The 18,270-nt window shown below is 68.3% G+C and carries 16 protein-coding genes; 4 read left to right on the top strand and 12 right to left on the bottom strand.

Annotated features, from left to right (window positions below; translation table 11 throughout):
- The first annotated feature begins 38 nt into the window (after positions 1–38).
- From HDA44_RS01500 to HDA44_RS01490, 3 genes are all read left to right on the top strand, one after another.
- Positions 39–620: a DinB family protein gene (locus tag HDA44_RS01500; protein ID WP_184830636.1), complete on the top strand. Its 582-nt coding sequence runs from the start codon at positions 39–41 to the stop codon at positions 618–620.
- Between the two features lie 271 nt (positions 621–891).
- On the top strand, positions 892–3,774 hold the full coding sequence (locus tag HDA44_RS01495) for a ribonucleoside-diphosphate reductase subunit alpha (RefSeq protein ID WP_184830634.1): 2,883 nt from the start codon (positions 892–894) through the stop codon (positions 3,772–3,774).
- A complete protein-coding gene (locus tag HDA44_RS01490; protein WP_319037420.1) occupies positions 3,771–4,835 on the top strand; it encodes a ribonucleotide-diphosphate reductase subunit beta in 1,065 nt (354 codons plus the stop codon). The genes HDA44_RS01495 and HDA44_RS01490 overlap by 4 nt, the downstream gene beginning before the upstream one ends.
- A 59-nt stretch (positions 4,836–4,894) precedes the next feature.
- On the opposite strand, the gene HDA44_RS01485 is transcribed toward HDA44_RS01490, so the two are convergent.
- The 10 genes from HDA44_RS01485 to HDA44_RS01440 all read right to left on the bottom strand — a co-directional run bounded on the left by HDA44_RS01485 (position 4,895) and on the right by HDA44_RS01440 (position 14,414).
- Complete coding sequence (locus HDA44_RS01485) at positions 4,895–6,109, bottom strand: hypothetical protein (RefSeq protein WP_184830632.1); 1,215 nt, start codon at positions 6,107–6,109, stop codon at positions 4,895–4,897.
- A 116-nt stretch (positions 6,110–6,225) separates the two neighbouring features.
- Positions 6,226–7,314, bottom strand: a complete 1,089-nt coding sequence (locus HDA44_RS01480) for a hypothetical protein (protein ID WP_184830630.1) — start codon at positions 7,312–7,314, stop codon at positions 6,226–6,228.
- Positions 7,315–7,501: 187 nt separating this feature from the next.
- Positions 7,502–8,812, bottom strand: a complete 1,311-nt coding sequence (locus HDA44_RS01475; RefSeq protein WP_184830628.1) for an MFS transporter — start codon at positions 8,810–8,812, stop codon at positions 7,502–7,504.
- Positions 8,813–8,889: 77 nt separating this feature from the next.
- A complete protein-coding gene (locus HDA44_RS01470; protein ID WP_202887049.1) occupies positions 8,890–9,342 on the bottom strand; it encodes a MarR family winged helix-turn-helix transcriptional regulator in 453 nt (150 codons plus the stop codon).
- A gap of 61 nt (positions 9,343–9,403) precedes the next feature.
- On the bottom strand, positions 9,404–9,646 hold the full coding sequence (locus HDA44_RS01465; protein ID WP_184830626.1) for a hypothetical protein: 243 nt from the start codon (positions 9,644–9,646) through the stop codon (positions 9,404–9,406).
- Complete coding sequence (gene cimA / locus HDA44_RS01460) at positions 9,643–11,232, bottom strand: citramalate synthase (protein ID WP_184830624.1); 1,590 nt, start codon at positions 11,230–11,232, stop codon at positions 9,643–9,645. Before cimA ends, HDA44_RS01465 begins: the two co-directional genes overlap by 4 nt.
- Before the next feature lie 236 nt (positions 11,233–11,468).
- A complete protein-coding gene (locus tag HDA44_RS01455) occupies positions 11,469–11,867 on the bottom strand; it encodes a hypothetical protein (protein ID WP_184830622.1) in 399 nt (132 codons plus the stop codon).
- A gap of 124 nt (positions 11,868–11,991) precedes the next feature.
- Positions 11,992–13,080: a branched-chain amino acid aminotransferase gene (locus tag HDA44_RS01450; RefSeq protein WP_184830620.1), complete on the bottom strand. Its 1,089-nt coding sequence runs from the start codon at positions 13,078–13,080 to the stop codon at positions 11,992–11,994.
- Positions 13,081–13,212: 132 nt separating this feature from the next.
- Positions 13,213–14,262 carry a 3-isopropylmalate dehydrogenase gene (locus HDA44_RS01445; RefSeq protein ID WP_184830618.1) on the bottom strand — a complete coding sequence of 350 codons (1,050 nt, stop codon included), beginning with the start codon at positions 14,260–14,262 and terminating at the stop codon, positions 13,213–13,215.
- Complete coding sequence (locus HDA44_RS01440; protein ID WP_184830616.1) at positions 14,259–14,414, bottom strand: hypothetical protein; 156 nt, start codon at positions 14,412–14,414, stop codon at positions 14,259–14,261. The genes HDA44_RS01445 and HDA44_RS01440 overlap by 4 nt, the downstream gene beginning before the upstream one ends.
- A 146-nt stretch (positions 14,415–14,560) precedes the next feature.
- Here HDA44_RS01440 and HDA44_RS01435 point away from each other — a divergent pair, with 146 nt between their 5' ends.
- Entirely contained in the window at positions 14,561–15,127 is a 567-nt protein-coding gene (locus tag HDA44_RS01435; protein WP_184830614.1) for a class I SAM-dependent methyltransferase, read from the top strand.
- A gap of 193 nt (positions 15,128–15,320) precedes the next feature.
- Here HDA44_RS01435 and serA read toward each other — a convergent pair whose 3' ends face one another.
- Both serA and HDA44_RS01425 read right to left on the bottom strand, forming a co-directional pair.
- The gene (gene serA / locus HDA44_RS01430) at positions 15,321–16,919 is read right to left on the bottom strand and encodes a phosphoglycerate dehydrogenase (RefSeq protein ID WP_184830612.1); all 1,599 of its coding nucleotides are present in this window, start codon (positions 16,917–16,919) and stop codon (positions 15,321–15,323) included.
- Between the two features lie 127 nt (positions 16,920–17,046).
- Complete coding sequence (locus HDA44_RS01425; RefSeq protein WP_184830610.1) at positions 17,047–18,243, bottom strand: trypsin-like peptidase domain-containing protein; 1,197 nt, start codon at positions 18,241–18,243, stop codon at positions 17,047–17,049.
- Positions 18,244–18,270: the final 27 nt, after the last annotated feature.

Genomic DNA, 18,270 nt, shown 5'->3' with positions numbered 1-18,270 from the left:
GATTCGAACACATGTTCGATCGTACAGGGGAGTTTGTGATGTCGGAGGCGTTCGACTGGGACATCCTGCACCGGCCGTCGGCGATGGCGATGGTCCGTGGCCAGCTCGGGTTCAGCTGGATGGTGCTGTCCGGCCGGCTCGCCCGGTTGACCGACGAGCAGTACTTCTGGCGACCGAGCAGCGAAGCCCTGACCGTGGTCCGGCGGCACTACACCGGGCGGTTCCGGTCGCTCGGCTCCGGCGAATGGGTCGCGCAGTGGCCGGACGAGCCGGATCATCGCGGTCCACGGACGATCGCCTGGCTGATCGCTCACCTGACCGAAACCTTCTTCGAGCGCTGGGAGTGGACCTTCGGCCCGAGCCGGCAGGGCCGCGGCGACATCACCCTGCACGGCAACGCGCAGGACGCGGTCGCCTGGCTGACGTACTGGGTCGAGACCTGGCAACAGGCGATCGCCGCCCTGGACGAGGACGAGGCGATGACCGTCGGGCTCAGCCAGGCGAACGAGCTGGACGCGAGCGAACCGTTCGGCCACGTCGTGCTGCGGCTGAACCGCGAGCTGATCCACCACGGCTCCGAGATCATGACGCTCCAAGATCTCTATGCGGTCGCGGCGTGAGGATCACAACATGTATGACGTGCGGCGTGGCGCTACCACAAGATCTAGTTCTCGACGCCTAGCATCGCTGATGCTGGTGGTTCGAAGCGGCCTACACCACAAGATGTGGGATTCCTGCCACCGGCGCGTGTACCGCCGGTGCACGCGGTTCGAGACCTCGCGGCGTGGATCGCAGGGCGTGACGGCAGTGTTCCCGGCCGGTGCTGCCCGGTCCCGTCATGCGCCCACGCGCGTGGTCCCGGCCCTCCGAACTCCCGTGGAGAGCACACCTGTGACACTTGCTTCCTCACCGGCTGCGTCGTCGTCCGTGCCGACCGACCAGCCGACCGAGCTCACCGTCATCCGTCGGGACGGCAGCAGCACGCCGTTCGACGCCACCAAGATCTCCGTCGCCGTGACCAAGGCGTTCCTCGCCGTCGAGGGCGCCGAGGCCGGCGCCACCCACCGGGTCCGCGACCTGGTCACCGACCTGACCGGCCGGGTCGTCGATGCGCTGACCAGCCGCGGCCGTCACCACACCGCCCGGCGGAGCGTCCAGGTCGAGGACATCCAGGACCAGGTCGAGCTGGCGCTGATGCGAGCCGGCGAACACCAGGTCGCCCGGGCGTACGTGCTGTATCGCGAAGAGCGCACCAAGGCCCGTACGCCTGCTGATCCTGGCGGTGTCACCGATGCGCCGGTGCTGACCGTACGCGCCGCGGACGGCAGCCGGTCACCGCTGGATGTCGACCGCCTCCGGGTGGTGGTCGCGGAGGCGGCCGCCGGGCTGGACGCGGTCGACCCGGAGCTGATCCTGAACGAGACGCTCGGCGCCTGCTACGACGGCATCGCCCAGCACGAGGTCGAGCTGGCGCTGGTGATGGCCGCCCGGTCGTACGTCGAGACCGAGCCGCAGTACAGCTTCGCCGCGTCCCGGCTGCTGCTGGACCAGATCCGCCGCGAGGCACTCGGCCGCGTCCACGGCGAGCCCCGGCAGGCCAGCCAGGCCGACATGACCGAGGCGTACCGGACCTATTTCCCGGCGTACATCCGGACCGGGATCGACGCCGGGCAGCTCGACCCCGAGCTGGCCGCGTTCGACCTGGATCGGCTGGCCGCCGCGATCAACCCCGACGCCGACCTGAACTTCACCTTCCTCGGCCTGCAGACCCTCTACGACCGTTATCTGCTGCACCTGGACAAGGTTCGCTACGAGCTGCCGCAGGCGTTCTTCCTCCGAGTCGCGATGGGGATGGCCCTACGTGAGGACGACCGCGAGGCCCGAGCAATCCAGTTCTACGAGTTGCTCAGCTCGTTCCGCTTCATGTCCTCCACCCCCACCCTGTTCAACGCCGGCACCACCCGCCCACAGCTGTCGTCCTGCTTCCTCACCACCGTCCAGGACGACCTCTCCGGCATCTTCACCGGCATCCGTAACAACGCCCTCCTAGCCAAGTACTCCGGCGGCCTAGGCAACGACTGGACCCCCGTCCGCGGCATCGGCGCCAAAATCCACGGCACCAACGGCGAATCCCAAGGCGTCGTCCCCTTCCTGAAGGTGGCCAACGACACCGCCGTCGCGGTCAATCAGGGTGGCCGGCGGAAGGGCGCGGTTTGTGCGTACTTGGAGACGTGGCACATCGACGTCGAGGAGTTCCTTGAGCTGCGGAAGAACACCGGGGACGAGCGGCGGCGTACGCATGACATGAACACGGCGAACTGGGTGCCCGACCTGTTCCTGCAGCGGGTCGAGGCCGGTGGTGACTGGACGTTGTTCTCGCCGGACGAGGTGCCGGAGCTGCATGACCTGTACGGCGCGGCGTTCGCGGCGGCGTATGCCGGGTACGAGGCGGCGGCTGATCGTGGTGAGATCAAGGTGTTCAAGCGGATCAAGGCCGTTGAGCTCTGGCGGCGGATGCTGACCGTGCTGTTCGAGACCGGGCATCCATGGATCACCTTCAAGGACGCCTGCAACCTGCGTTCGCCGCAGCAGCACGACGGCGTTGTCCACTCGTCGAACCTGTGCACCGAGATCACGCTGAACACGACCGTCGACGAGACCGCCGTCTGCAACCTCGGCTCGGTCAACCTGGTCGCGCACCTCACCGCCGACGGCCTGGACGCCGAGCTGCTCCGGGACACGGTGCAGACCGCGATCCGGATGCTCGACAACGTCATCGACGTGAACTTCTACACCACCCCGGAGTCCGAGCGCGCGAACCAGCGGCACCGCCCGGTCGGCCTCGGGCTGATGGGGTTCGCGGACGCGCTGTCCGCGCTGCGGATCCCGTACGCGTCGGATGCCGCGGTCGAGTTCGCGGACACGTCGATGGAGCAGATCAGCTACCACGCGATCGAAGCATCCAGTGAGCTCGCCGCCGAGCGCGGGCCCTACTCGACGTACGAGGGATCGCTCTGGAGCCAGGGGATCCTGCCGATCGACTCGCTCGAGCTGCTGCACGCCGCGCGCGACGGTGACGTGATCATCGACCGGACGACGCGGCTGGACTGGGACGCCCTGCGCGTCAAGGTCCAGCGCGACGGCATGCGGAACTCGAACGTGATGGCGATCGCTCCGACCGCGACGATCTCCAACATCTGTGGCGTCAGCCAGTCGATCGAGCCGACGTACAGCAACCTGTTCGTGAAGTCGAACATGTCCGGTGAGTTCACCGTCGCCAACCCGTACCTGGTCGCCGAGCTGAAGGCCCGCGGGTTGTGGGACCAGGTGATGGTGTCCGACCTGAAGTACCACGACGGCGTCCTGGCCGGTATCGAGCGCATCCCGGCGGACGTCCGTGAGCAGTACGCGACCGCCTTCGAGATCGACCCGCGGTGGCTGGTGAAGGCGGCGTCGCGCCGGCAGAAGTGGATCGACCAGGCGCAGTCGCTGAACCTGTACATGGCGAAGCCGTCCGGTCGCGCGCTTGACGAGCTGTACCGGTCAGCCTGGCGGTACGGCCTCAAGACGACGTACTACCTGCGTTCCCAGTCAGCGACCCATGTGGAGAAGTCCACGCTGAAGGGCACCGACGGCCGGCTGAACGCGGTCGCCGTCACGGCCCCGGCGGCCGCGATGCCAGCGCCGGTGCCCGTACCTGATGACCTGCCGCTGCCCGAACCCACCGGAGCGGTCTGCTCCATCGACGATCCCGACTGCGAGGCCTGCCAGTGACCACCGGACTGAACGAGATCAACGTCGGCGCATCCCGCGTCCAGGTCACCGACAAGGCGATGATCAACTCACGCGCGGACGTGAACCAGCTGCTGCCGCTGAAGTACACCTGGGCCTGGGAGAAGTACCTGGCCGCCTGCAACAACCACTGGATGCCGACCGAGGTGTCCATGCAGGCCGACATCTCGCTGTGGCGGCGTCCATCAGGGGCTCGCGACGGGCTGACCGACGATGAGCGGCTGATGCTGAAGCGCAACCTCGGCTTCTTCGCCACCGCCGAGTCCCTGGTCGCGAACAACATCGTGCTCGCGGTGTACCGCCAGCTCAGCAACCCCGAATGCCGGCAGTACCTGCTCCGCCAGGCGTTCGAGGAGGCGGTGCACACGCACACCTTCCAGTACATCTGCACCTCGCTCGGGCTGGACGAGGGCGAGCTGTTCAACATGTACCGCGAGGTGCCGTCGATCTCCGACAAGGACGCGTGGGCGTTGAAGTACACCCAGCACCTAGAGGACCCGGACTTCCGCACCGGCACGCCGGAGACCGACACCGCGTTCCTGCGCGACCTGATCGCGTTCTACGTGGTGTTCGAGGGGATGTGGTTCTATACCGGTTTCGCCCAGATCCTGTCGCTCGGCCGGCGGAACAAGATGGTCGGCATCGCCGAGCAGTACCAGTACATCCTGCGCGACGAGTCGATCCATCTGAACTTCGGCATCGACTGCATCAACCAGATCAAGCAGGAGAACCCGCACCTGTGGACCACCGAGTTCCAGGCCGAGGTCCGGCAGATGCTGACCGAGGCCTGCGAGCTCGAGGTCGCGTACGGCCGCGCCACCCTGCCGAACGGCATGCTCGGCCTGACCGCCGACCTCTGCGAGCAGTACATGCACTTCATCACCGACCGCAGAGCGGAACAAATTGGTCTGAATCCGATTTTCGGTGAAACGCGGAACCCCTTCGGATGGATGTCAGAGGTAATGGATCTCAAGAAGGAGAAGAACTTCTTCGAGACCCGCGTGATCGAGTACCAGTCCGCCGGCGGCCTGACCTGGGACTGACCCGATCCGGAAGGCCCGCGCCGCAACTCGCCGCAGCGCGGGCCTTCCACCTACCCGGTCTACTTTGTCAACCCTTCGGAACGGCCCGGAGCGCCCGGGCGGGCGCGGAGCGTCTCGTCAACCACCTGCTGCTTCTCGACCGGCTGTGGTTCGTGCCGCTGGCCGTCGGACTGCCAGTCGATACAGCCGAAGTAGGTGTCCCACGGGTACGGCTTGAGCTGTTCGGGCAATTCCCAGTACGGCTCCGTACCCACTTCGTCGGCCAGCGCGTTCATCGAGGCGATCGTGGTGACGGTCGGTCCCAGCGTCGCGATGCCAGGTGGCCGTTGGCCGGTGTCCCGGATCTGCCGCAACTTGTCCTCCACCTTCGTGATCGAGTTCAGCCGGGCGTGAACCCCGAGCGTGTCGATCAGGTGGAAGGTCCCCTCGGCGTCGAAGTACAGGTTCTTCCGGCCCCGGAGCGCGAGAAGCTCGCCGGTACTCCGGGTGTACTCGCGGGCCGAATCAAGAAATTCCCGTGCGGAGGCGGCCAGCTCCGGGCGGCTACGCACCGCGTCGATGAACGCCGGCACGGTGCTGTCCGGGGCCATCGCGGTCAGCAGTTCCGGCTCGAAACCCGGCGGCAGCGACCGCTCGACCCACTTCTGCCCCATCCGAGTGACGCCGGCCACAGACACCTGGCCCGGTCGCTGTACCCCGGTGGCGAGGTCAAGACCACCCTCGAGGGTCCTCCACTCCTGCACCGCGACGGGCGTCGTCATCGCGTACCGCGCCTCGGGATCGATCACCTCCGGGAACCCGAGTTCGCGCAGCACCCGGCCGGGAAAAGGGAACTCGACCACACCGCAGCCGCGTGGGACCGAATGGCCGGCGCCGAACATCGACCGCATCCGCTCCAGCCGCCCCGTGGTCGAGATCGAGTGTGCGGCCAGTTGAGCACGGCCGGCCTCGGCGATCGTCCCGTTCGCCCAGTGCGGCAAGGCATCGACACCCAGGCCTTCCAGTACGAATTTCACGTTCTCCCAGCGCACTTTGAAAGCCACACCCGGGTACTCATCCGCCGTGTACACGAGTTGTTCGTTGCCGCGCCCCCGGAAGGTCAGCCGCATCCCGGCGAACGGCTGCTCCCCTTCCCGCAGCTCGAACAAGCGATCCGCCGCCACCGGCGCCGGTAGCTCCGCCGGCGCTGGACTCGTCCGCCCGGCAACCACCCGGGCCGCCTCCACATGAACCCGGTCTACCCCGACCGCGCTCGCCCACCGAGCCGTATCCACGGCACTCCACTCGACGCCCGCGCCAGCTCCCAGCCCACCCACTCCAACCGTGCGGTCACCCGAACTCGTTCGATCCATGCCGGATGCTACCAACGCAGCTCGGTCGCCAACTGGGGCTAGATGGAGCGGTTGTTGCCTCGGTGGGGGTTGGTGGGGCGGGCTCGGGTGGCTTCGGCGATGGCTTGGCGTTGGGCCTGGGTTTGTTGTTCGTGCGGCAGGCCGTCGGTTTGCCAGTTGATGCAGGCGTGGTACGTGTCCCACGGGTAGGGGCGGAGGTCGGTGGGCAGTTCCCAGTACGGTTCGGTGCCCACCTCGTCGGCGAGGGCGTTCAGCGAGGCGATGGTGGTGACGATCGGCGCCAACGAGCCGGGACCGGGCGGTGGCTCGCCGTGGTCTTTGATCCACTCCAGCTTGTCCTGGACATGGCCGATCGACAGCTGCCAGGCCGGGCGACCCAGGGTGTCGATCAGGTGGAATTCGCCGGCCGCGTCGAAGTACAGGTTGTCACGGCCTCGGAGCGCGAACAGTTCGCCGGTGTCGTGGGTGTACTGGCGGGCCGAGTCGATGAACGCCCGCGTGGACGCCGCCAGCTCAGGGTGATCCCGGGTCGCGGTGATGAACTCGGGCACTGTGCTGTCCGGAGACAGCCGAGTCAGCAGCTCGGGCTCGAAACCTGGTGGCAGCGAATGTTCTAGCCATTGCTGCCCCATCCGGGTGACGTCGGCTGCGGACGGCCGGTCCGGGAGTGCCTTGCCGATCGCGAGATCGCGGCCGCCCGTCAGGGATCGCCAGTCCTGGACGGTGACCGGAGCCGGGATGACGTACGTCGCCTCGGAGTCGATCGCCTCGGGGAACCCCAGTTCACGCAGTACGCGGCCGGGGAACGGGAAGTCGATCGTGCCGCAGCTCCGCGGGATCGAATGCCCGTCGCCGAACGCGGCCCGCAGATTGTCGAGCCGCCGGGACATGTCCGCGCCGTGCGACCGCAAGGCGCCCCGGCCGGCGGCGCCGATCGTCCCGTCGAGCCAGTGCGCGGCTGCCTCGGCGCCGAGGCTCTCAAGGATCAGCTTCGTGTCGAACCAGTGCACCTTGACGGCCACACCCGGGTACTGATCGGCCGTGTACACAAGCTGCTCGTTGCCTCGGGCCCGGAAGTTCAGCTCCAGCCCGGCAAACGGCTGCTCGCCCGCCCGAAGCTCGAACAACCGATCCGCCGCAACCGGCCCCGGTGACTCCGCAGGCGCCGGACTCCCCGTGCGCCCGGCAACCAACCGAGCCGCCTCCAGGTGAACCCGCTCAACCCCGGCAACTCCCGTAGACCGAGCCGTCGCGTCGAGCCAGTCAACGCCGGCACCGCTCCCCCGCCACCCCGCCTCAGCCGGGTCAACACCCTCACGCGGTCCACCCATGCTCGATGCTACCAACCACCACCAGCACGAGCAGGCCGGATACGACGAGCAGGAAGATCGCCATGGCGTGCAGGCCGGCTGTTGTCGCGCCGTGCTGGAAGAAGTGGGCGTTCGCCGCGGCGGAGATGAGCGCGCCGACGTACACGCAGGTACGTAGCAGTCCGGCGGACGAACCGATCCGCGCCGGATCGGCCTGCTGGTACAAGGCGGTCTGGTTCGCGAGGTTGTTCAAGCCCTGCGGAACGCCTGCGATCACACCGACAACAGCCAGCAACCAGATCGGCGTACTCGGACCAACCAGCAGTTGCGCCGCAGCAGCCATCACCAGGAACAGGCAGCCCGCCAGTAGCTTGCCGCGGATCAGTGCACTCCGCCCGGTCAATGCGGTAACCAACACAGCTGCGAGGGACAGCGGCAGCAGTAGCAAGCCGGCCGAGGATGCGTTCAGACCGCGCGACTCCTCCAGCCATTGGGTGAAACCGTAGAGGAACGAGTACGCGCCGACGTAAGCGAGCACTTGGCGGGCGTACGTGAGTATCAGCGGCCGGTTGCCGCCCAGTACGCGGAGGTCGATGAACGGCTCGGCGACGCGCAGTTGGGTGATCACGAACGCGACACCGAGCGCGAGCGCGAGTACGAGCAGGTACCACGTCGACAGCTGTGGTCGCATCAGGAAGAGCATCAGTGAGACCAGCGTGGCGGCGAAGAGGGCGGCGCCTGGATAGTCCAGCCGATCCGAACGGCCAGTCCCGCGTACGCGCGCGGTGCGGGGCAGCCAGAGTGACCCGAGGATTACGCAGATGATCGAGAGTGGCACGTTGATGGTGAAGATGAGGTGCCAGCCGCCGAGGCCGATCAGCAGACCGCCGAGGGTTGGGCCGATCACCGCGATCACCTGGTTCGCGATCGAGAGGCTGCCGAGGATCACCGCCGGCGTGTCCATTCCGGTGCGGTCGGCTTCGCTGCGGATCAAGGACATTGCCGCTGGGTACGCCGCTGAGGTGCCGAAGCCTAGGAGGACTCGCGAGGCGATCAGTACGCCGAGGTTCGGTGCCAGCGCGCCGAGCAGGCCGGCGATGCCGACTAGTGAGGCGGCGATCAGATAGAGGGGTCGCGGACCGAACAGGTCTACCAATCGACCCATCACCGGCTGTCCGACCGCGGTCGCCAGGTACAGCCCGGTGACCAGCCAGGCGGTCCGCGAAGGAGGTACGCCGAACGCCGCTCCGATCGGGATCAACGCCACCGCAAGCATCGACGAGTTGATCGGATTCAGCACCGACCCAAACAGCATCGGCGCAATCAACCGCCGATCAAACCGCCCCACCTCCGTCACCACCCGTCGGTGATGGCGAGCTTCGCGGCAGTGGATCACCGCGGAGTTGCCGCCTCGATGGCGTGGTCCAGAAGGGCCAGCGCCTTGATGATTGTTTGGCGTTCGGCTTCGGTGCAGTGGTCTTGGAGGGTTCGGGTCAGCCACTCCTGGCGGACCTTGCGGTCGCCCTGCAGGCGACGGCGGCCGCTGGTCGTGAGGGACACGACCTGCCGGCGACCGTCCGCCGGATCAGGATGCCGTTGAATCAGATCGGCCTCCCGTAGCGCGGTCAGGATCGCCGCGATCGACTGCGGCCGGATCCGCTCCGCCGCGGCCAGTTCACTCGCGGACGCGGGCCCGTCCTTGTCGATCCGGCTCAGCACCGACGACTGCGACGGCGTCAGGTCATCGGTCTCGGCCAGTTCGTTCAACCGCCGCTTGACCCGCCCGAACACCACACGCACCTGCGACGCCGCCTGCCCCGCCGACGCCGACAACCGTTCGCTCACCACCCGAGCGTAAAACCAGACAGCCCAAACTGTCCAGCCCCAACTGATCAGTCTTAGCTGATCAATTCGAGCCGACGGTCACGTCCAGGACGCCGATCACCTTTGCCAAGCGGGCTGCTACCCGGCCGGCGTCGAAGCCGTTGCCTTCGACGGCTACCCGGAGTTCGCCGCGGTCCAGCGAGACTTCCAGTTCACGGACGTCGTACGGGTTGAGCAGTACGGCGACCCGCGCCAGCAGCCCGTCCACTTCCACGACCCGGGCAGTGAAAACGGTCAGCGTGCGTTCGACGGCGAGGAGGCTCATCGCACGACCTCCTTGTGGCGCAGCAGACCGAAGGTGAAACCGTCGACCAGCGCCTCCCACGAAGCCTCGACGATGTTGTGCCCGACGCCGACCGTCACCCAGGAGCCTTCGCCGTCAGCGGTCTCGATCAGCACTCTGATCACGGCGTCGGTGCCGTGGCCCTGGTCGAGGATGCGGACCTTGTAGTCGACCAGATCGAACTTGTTCACCACCGGGTACGCGCGCTCGATCGCGACCCGCAGCGCGTGGTCCAGCGCGTTCACCGGGCCGTTGCCCTCGCCGGTGACGATCTCCCGCTCGCCGCCCGCGACCAGTTTCACGGTCGACTCCGAGACCGCCTCACCGTCGGCGCGCGACTCGGTGATCACCCGCCACGACTCGACGTCGAAGTAGCACGGCCGCTTGCCCTCGACCTCCTCGGTCAGCAGCAGCTCGAACGACGCGTCCGCCGCCTCGAACGTGTACCCGCGCGCCTCCAGCTCCTTCACCCGGTCCGCGACCCGGCTGACCAGTTCGCGGTCGTTGCCGAGGTCGAAGCCGAGCTCGCGGCCCTTCAGCTCGATGCTCGCCCGGCCGGCCATCTCCGACACCAGCATCCGCATGTCGTTGCCGACCAGACCCGGATCGGTGTGCTGGTACAGATCGGGGTCGACCTTGATCGCGCTGGCGTGCAGCCCGGCCTTGTGCGCGAACGCGGACACCCCGACGTACGGCTGCCGCGCCGACGGCGGCACGTTCGTGACCTCGGCGATCGCGTGCGCGGTCCGGAACGACTCGGCCAGGTTGCCCGGCGGCAGCAGTTTCAGGCCGCGCTTCAGCTCCAGGTTGGCGACGATCGCCAGCAGATCGGCGTTGCCGGTACGTTCGCCGTACCCGTTGACCGTGCCCTGAACATGCGTGACGCCGGCTTCGACGGCGGCGATCGAGTTCGCCACCGCGCAGCCGGCGTCGTTGTGACAGTGGATGCCGAGCCGGGCCCCGGTGGATTCGAGTACGTCCCGGACGATCTCCTGAAGTTCCCGCGGCAGCGTCCCGCCGTTCGTGTCGCACAACGCGACCACGTCCGCGCCCGCCTCGGCCGCTGCTCGGACGACCTCGAGCGCGTACGCGCGATTCCCGCGGTACCCGTCGAAGAAGTGCTCGGTGTCCAGGAACACCCGCTGCCCGTTCGCGCGCAGATGCGAAACGGTGTCCGTGACCATCCGCAGGTTCTCGTCCAGGCTGGTCCGGAGCGCTCGCTCCACATGCGCATCGTGGCTCTTGGCAACCAGTGTGACGACGTCGGCGCCGGACTCCCGCAAGGCGGCGACCTGCGGATCGTCCGCGGCCGCCCTACCCGGCTTGCAGGTCGCGCCGAAGGCCGCGAAGGTCGCGTTCCGCAGGTGCAGCTCGGTCTTCGCCCGCTCGAAGAACTCGGTGTCCTTGGGTACCGCGCCCGGCCAGCCACCCTCGATGAAGCCGACCCCCAACTCGTCCAGGTACTGCGCGATGGCGATCTTGTCGGCCACCGACAGCGCCAGACCCTCCTGCTGCGCGCCATCGCGCAGAGTCGTGTCGTAGACGTGGAACTCGTCCGAGATAGTCATGGGGGTCGGCCTTCCGGAGGGGTGCGGTGCAGAAATTTGAGGCAAACAAAAAACCTCCCGCAAGGTGCGAGAGGTCTGCGCGCTCAGGTACGGCATGCTGAGCGCGCTTAGGTAATAATCACCCGATAGTGCTTCATGACGTTTTGCAGTCTGCCACACAATGTCCGCCCGATGACGCGGACGTCTCGCATCACGAACATTCAGTACGCCGACCCGTACTGGAGTTCAGACCGCCGTCATGCGGTGAGGGACCAGCCCGGGTCGTCCCAGGCGGTGTAGAAGTCTTCGCGGGACAGGGGCCGAAGGCCCCAGTTCTCGCGGTCCAGGGCCTGGTCGGTGAGGATGCCCTCGTCGTCCTCGAGCCGCTGCCACCAGTACCGGGTCAGCTCGCCGTCCTCGCCGACGCCGAGCTGGCGGATGACCACCCACTCACGCTCGTGCCAGACCGCCTCGTACAGCCAGTCCGTGCCGTAGTCGTCGACGGCCGCGCCGTACGTCCGGGAGGCGGTGCCGCGGTCCAGGTCGCGGATCAGCTCGACCGTGGACCGGATCGCCGCGACGGTTTCGGCCGGCCAGCCACGCCGCTCTGCCAGCTCCGCGTAGTAGCCCTCGACCTCGTCCGGGAAGCTGCTCATGGCGCCCGACCCTATCGGGTCACAGCGACAGTCAGCGACCATCCGTCCACACCCAGGACCTGAAAAGATGCTGTGAAACAACAAGGCCCGGCGGGGAGCCGCCGGGCCGTTGCGCATTACGCGGTCAGATCTTGGTCATCCAGCCATGCGGGTCGGGCGTACGGCCGTACTGCACGTCCAGCAACGCGCTACGGACAGCCGCCGTGACCGGGCCGCCGTTGCCGTCGCCGATCTGGACCTCGCCGTCCTTCGCCTTCAGCGAGGCGACCGGGGTCACCACCGCGGCCGTACCGCACGCGAAGACCTCACGCACCTTGCCGGAGGCGGCACCCTCGCGCCACTCGTCGACCGAGACCTTCCGCTCGGTGACGTGGTAGCCGAGGTCGGTGACCAGCTTCAGGATCGAGTCCCGGGTGACGCCCTCGAGGATCGTGCCGGACAGCTCCGGCGTGACCACCGAGTTGTCGTCCAGGACGAAGTACAGGTTCATGCCGCCGAGCTCTTCGACCCACTTCTTCTCGACCGCGTCCAGGAACGCGACCTGGTCGCAGCCCTGCTCGATCGCCTCGGCCTGCGCGAGCAGCGAGGAGGCGTAGTTGCCGCCGGTCTTCGCCGCGCCGGTGCCGCCGGGGGCAGCGCGCGTGTACTCCTCGCTCAGCCAGATCCGGACCGGCTTCACGCCCTTGGCGAAGTACGAGCCGGCCGGCGACGCGATCACGCAGTACGTGACGTGGGCCGACGGGCGGACGCCGAGGAACGGGTCCGAACCGAACATGAACGGACGCAGGTACAGCGAGGTCTCGCCACCGCCGGGCACCCAGGCCTTGTCGAGCTCCACCAGCTTGTGCAGGGAGTCGACGAACACCTCGGTCGGCAACTCCGGCAGCGCGAGCCGGTGCGCGGACCGCTGGAACCGGGCCGCGTTCGCCTCCGGGCGGAACAGGTGGATCGAGTCGTCGGGATGCCGGTACGCCTTCATCCCTTCGAAAATGGTCTGGGCGTAGTGGAACACCGAGGTCGCCGGAGACAGCTCCAGCGGCCCGAAGGCGGTGATCCGAGCGTCGTGCCAGCCCTTCTCGGCCGTCCAGGTGGCGATCGCCATGTGGTCGGAGAAGTACTGCCCGAATCCCGGGTTCGCCAGGATCTGGGCGCGCTGGTCGTCGCTGGCCGGATGGGTGGTTGGCTCAACGGTGAACTGCAGCTCGCTGCTCATAGCCGCACCGTACCTCTCGACCAACTGGTCAGGCGAGCGTGCCGGCGGGCGGCACACCTGCCGCCAGGGCCGGCAGCGCCCCTGACAGAACTTCCGGCGGCGTCATCCGTAGGCACACCGTTCGGCATCGGGTCAGCCCGCCGCGCGCTTGGTGATCGCGTCACCGATCTCGGCGGTGCTCCGGATGCTGCCGGTGCGCTCCTCGATGTCGGCCTCGACGGCCGCCTCGATCGCCCGGGCCGCCTCGGTCAGGCCGAGGTGCTCGCAGAGCAGGCCTGCGGACAGGATCGCCGCGGTCGGGTCGGCCTTCTGCTGGCCGGCGATGTCCGGCGCGGAGCCGTGCACCGGCTCGAACATGCTCGGCGCGGTCCGGTCCGGGTTGATGTTCCCGCTCGCGGCCAGCCCGATCCCGCCGCTGATCGCCGCGGCCAGGTCGGTGATGATGTCGCCGAACAGGTTGTCGGTGACGATCACGTCGAACCGGGCCGGGTCGGTGACCAGGAAGATCGTCGCCGCGTCCACGTGCAGGTAGTCGACGGTGATCTCCGGGAACTCGGTCGCGACCGCGTCGACGGTCCGCTTCCACAGGTGGCCGGCATGCACCAGCACGTTGTTCTTGTGTACGAGGGTGAGCTTCTTCCGCGGCCGTGCCTGCGCCCGGGCGAACGCATCGCGGACGACGCGCTCGACGCCGTACGCGGTGTTCACCGACACCTCGGTGGCGATCTCGGCCGGCGTACCGACCCGGAGCGCGCCGCCGTTGCCGACGTACGGGCCCTCGGTGCCTTCGCGGACGACGACGAAGTCGACGGTGCCCGGGTTCGCCAGCGGGGAGCCGACCGACGGGTAGATCTTCGACGGCCGCAGGTTCACGTAGTGGTCGAGGGTGAACCGGAGCTTGAGCAGCAGACCGCGCTCGAGGACGCCGGACGGGACGCTCGGGTCACCGACCGCGCCGAGCAGGATCGCGTCGTGCTTGCGGATCTCGGCCAGCTCCGCGTCCGGCAGCGTCTCGCCGGTGGCGTGCCAGCGCTTCGCGCCCAGGCCGTACTCGGTCCGGTCGAACGTCACGCCGTGCCGTGCCGCTACCGCGTCCAGGACCTTGAGCGCCTCGGTGGTCACCTCGGGCCCGATCCCGTCACCCGGGACGACTGCCAGCGTGAAGTTCTTCGTCTCGCTCACTTCTTGGGTTCTCCCCCATTGTCACGGCGGTTCATGGCCTCTTGGACAGCCCTGACCTCGTCGCTCGCCGGGCGCGCGGTCCGGCGACGGCGGGTCGCCTTCCGTTCGCGGGCGTCGATCGCCGGCCAGTTGGCTGGATACATGTCGTACATGCTGCTCCTCCCAAAGACGACGTGGGCGGCAGGGTGCGCACGAATTTACTCTGGCGTCCGACTATTTCACCACAATGCGGGCACGACATCCCATCATGTGAGATGACAGTGCTGGTACCGGCCCCGACCTGTGCCAGTCTCAGCCCGTGAGTGCTCCTCCAGAACTGCCGCCGCTGGTCTCCGCGGCCCTCAGCCTGTCCGGCCGGCGCGGCTTCGTCAGCTCCACCCGGAACGAAACCGGCCGCCTGCTGGCCACCCTGGCCGCGTCCAAGACCGGCCTGCTCGGCGAGCTCGGCACCGGCTGCGGCGTCGGCTCGGCCTGGCTGCGCAGCGGCGCCGGCGACCGGACCACCATCGTCACCGCGGAGAGCGACCCGCAGCTGGCGAAGGCGGTCGCGGAACTGTTCGCCGACGACGAGCGGATCGAGGTCGTCTCGGCGGACTGGACGGCGCTGATCGAGCGCGGGCCGTTCGCGCTGCTGTTCGTGGACGCGCGCGAGGCGAAGCTGTCCGCCCGCGACGTGATCGCCGACGTCGTCGAGCCCGGCGGGTTCGTGGTCCTCGACGACTTCACCCCGTCGGCGGTCTGGCCACCCATGTACGAGGGCCGGGTCGACACGCTTCGCCAGGAATGGCTGATGGACAACCGCTTCACCACCGCCGAGGTAATGGTCGCCCCCGACGCCGCCGTCCTCCTGGCCACCCGCCGCTGACCATTTGAGTGGTGAACGTCCGAAACAGCCCGTTACTGCTACGCATGCTGCTGGCGAAGGGCCCATCTCAGACGTTAACCACTGAAATGGGGTGGAAAGAAAGCGGGCCCGAGCTATTGAGCTCGGGCCCTTGTCTGCCGCCATGCGCCTGCGGGCGGCAGACCGCTTTCAGTAAAGCAGTTGTTCGATCGCGTCAGGCCTCGAGGTCCACCGTACGGGCGGTCGCCGCCTGCACCGCGCCGGTGATGTCGTCCAGCACCGCCGGCTCGATCTTCGAGTCGACCGAGAGCGCCACCAGCGCCTTGCCGCCCTTGCGGTCCCGGCTGACCTGCATGCCGGCGATGTTCACGTCGGCGTCACCGAGAATCCGGCCGATCTGACCGACCGCGCCCGGCCGGTCCTCGTAGGTGAGGAACGCGAGGTGCGCGGCGAGCTCGATCTCGACGTCGAACCCGTCGATCTCGACCAGCCGCTCCGACTGCCGGACGCCGACCAGCGTGCCCGACACCGACACCTGTACGCCGTCGGCGAGCGTGCCGCGCAGGGTGATCAGGTTCCGGTGCTCGGGGCTGTCGTGGTCGGTGACGAGGCGTACTTCGAGGCCCCGCTCGGCCGCCAGCAGCGGCGCGTTCACGTACGAGACGTTGTCCTCGACCACGTCCGCGAAGACACCCTTGAGGGCGGCAAGTTCGAGCACCTTCACGTCGTACTGGGTGATCTCGCCGCGGACCTCGACGTCGAGCTGCTGCGCGACGCCACCGGCGAGCGCGGTGAAGATCCGGCCCAGCTTCTCGGTCAGCCCGATACCCGGGCGGACGTCCTCGGCGATCACGCCACCCTGGACGTTCACCGCGTCCGGTACGAGCTCACCCGACAGCGCCAGCCGGACCGACTTCGCGACCGCGATGCCCGCCTTCTCCTGCGCCTCGTCGGTGGACGCGCCGAGGTGCGGCGTGACGACGACGTTCTCGAACTCGAACAGCGGCGAGTCGGTGCACGGCTCGGACGCGAACACGTCCAGCCCGGCGCCGGCCACCCGGCCCTCCTTGAGCGCGCTGTACAGCGCCTGCTCGTCGACGATGCCGCCGCGGGCCGCGTTCACGATGATGACCTCGGGCTTGACCTTGTGCAGCTGCTCGTCACCGATCAGGCCGATGGTCTCCGGGGTCTTCGGCAGGTGCACCGAGATGAAGTCACTGGCCGCCAGCAGCTCGTCCAGCGAGGCGAGCCGGACACCCATCTGCGCGGCCCGGCCGGCCTGTACGTACGGGTCGTAGGCGATCACGTTCATGCCGAAAGCGGCCAGCCGCTGCGCGACCAGTACGCCGATCTTGCCGAGGCCGACGATGCCGACGGTCTTCTCGAACAGCTCGACACCGGAGTACTTGCTGCGCTTCCACTCGCCCTTCTTGAGCGACTCGTTCGCGGCCGGGACTCGCCGCGCGGAGGCGAGCAGCAGGGCGACGGCGAGCTCGGCGGCGCTGGTGATGTTGGAGGTCGGCGCGTTCACGACCATCACCCCGGCCTGGGTGGCGGCCTTCACGTCCACGTTGTCCAGGCCGACGCCGGCGCGGGCGACGACCTTCAGCTTCTTCGCGGCGGCGAGCGCCTCGGCGTCCACCTTGGTGGCGCTGCGGATCAGGATGGCGTCGACGTCGGCGATGGCCGGGATCAGTTCGGCGCGGTCGGCGCCGTTGGCGTGGCGGATCTCGAAGTCGGGGCCGAGCGCCTCGACGGTGGCCGGGCTGAGCTCTTCGGCGATCAGGACGACGGGCCGGGTTACGTCAGTCATGGAGGAATCTCCTGCAGAAGCGGTAGGGGCTCATGATTTTCAGAGCACCGCGCTGTGCCCGCTGAGTCGATGGTACCCCGTCCGGATTTCGGCGCGCGGGTGGACCCACCATCCGGTCACCGGCTGTTCATCGGCTGTCGCAGGCGACCGGGTCGGTCATCTGCCGGGCCTCGTCGATGACGAGTTTCCCGTCCGCCCGGACCAGCTTGTAGCGCACGTCCAGCCGGTTGCAGGTCCGCCCGCTGGCGCCCGCCGCCGTCGGCGAGAACAGCACGTTGTAGGCCAGTCGCGCGTACGCGCCGTCGCCGTCGGCGCTCACCTCGGTGAGATTGGGGCCGAAGAAGTACGACGTCTGGTGGCTCTGCCGGTCGCGGGCCTCGGTCAGGGTCTTGGCCAGCCGGTCCGAGTACAGCGACTGCAGGCCGGCGAAGTCGTGCTGGTTCTCCAGGGTCAGGTAGTTGCCGAGCAGGCGCTGCGCTTCCGTGGCCAGTCCGGTACGCGCGACCTGGAGCTCCGGCGCGACCGCGCTCTGCGGGCCGCGGGACCGGTCGCACGATCCACCGGCCGCCGCGCTGATCCCGGTCGGCACGGTCGCCGCGTACCCACGCAGGGTGCCGAGCGGGACGATCGTGCTGGTCTGCACGGTGTCGCCGACGACCAGGCCGGCCAGGCGACCGGACTTGTCCACGACCGGCCCGCCGAGTTTGGCGGCGTTCAGCACCGATTCGAGCGCCTTCGGCTCGGCGGCCGATCCGATCGACTGGATCGTCGCCTTGCCTGCGGCGGTGTACCCGATCAGCGCGCGCTCCGCCTTCGGTTCGGGATCGGCCGGCGCGAGCTGCACCGGCGTACCGTCGAACTGCCCGATCGGCTGCAGTACGGCGACGCCGTCGGCGCTCGTACCGAGCAGGTTCGCCCGGTGAATCCGGCCGTCCGGGCTGATCACCACGATCGACAACGGCTGATTGATCGCGGACGTCGCGGTCAGGACGCGGCCGCCGTCGATGAGTACGCCGGAGCCTTCGCCGGTCCCCGCGCAGGTGGTCGCCAGGACGCGTACGACGGCCGGCCGCACGTTCTTCAGTACCTGACTGGTGTCGATCCGCAACGTCTGCGCCCGGACGTACCAGCCCGCGCCCGCGCCGCCCGCGACGACAACCAGAAGGACGACCAGGCCGGCCAGGAACCGCCCGAAGATCCACGGCCCGCGCGGCGGCGGCGCACCGGACGAGCGGGCCGGCGCCTCCAGCTGAGTCAGCGCCCCAGCCCCCGCGGGGACACGCCGCGGCGGCCGCGGCAGTCCCCCACCACCGTCCTCCACCACCGCTCACCCCCAGCTCACCAGTCCAGA

The sequence above is a fragment of the Kribbella solani genome, assembly GCF_014205295.1.
Classification (GTDB): domain Bacteria; phylum Actinomycetota; class Actinomycetes; order Propionibacteriales; family Kribbellaceae; genus Kribbella; species Kribbella solani.
The sequence above is the reverse complement of the archived record's forward strand: the minus strand, read 5'-3'. Positions and strand labels throughout refer to the sequence as shown.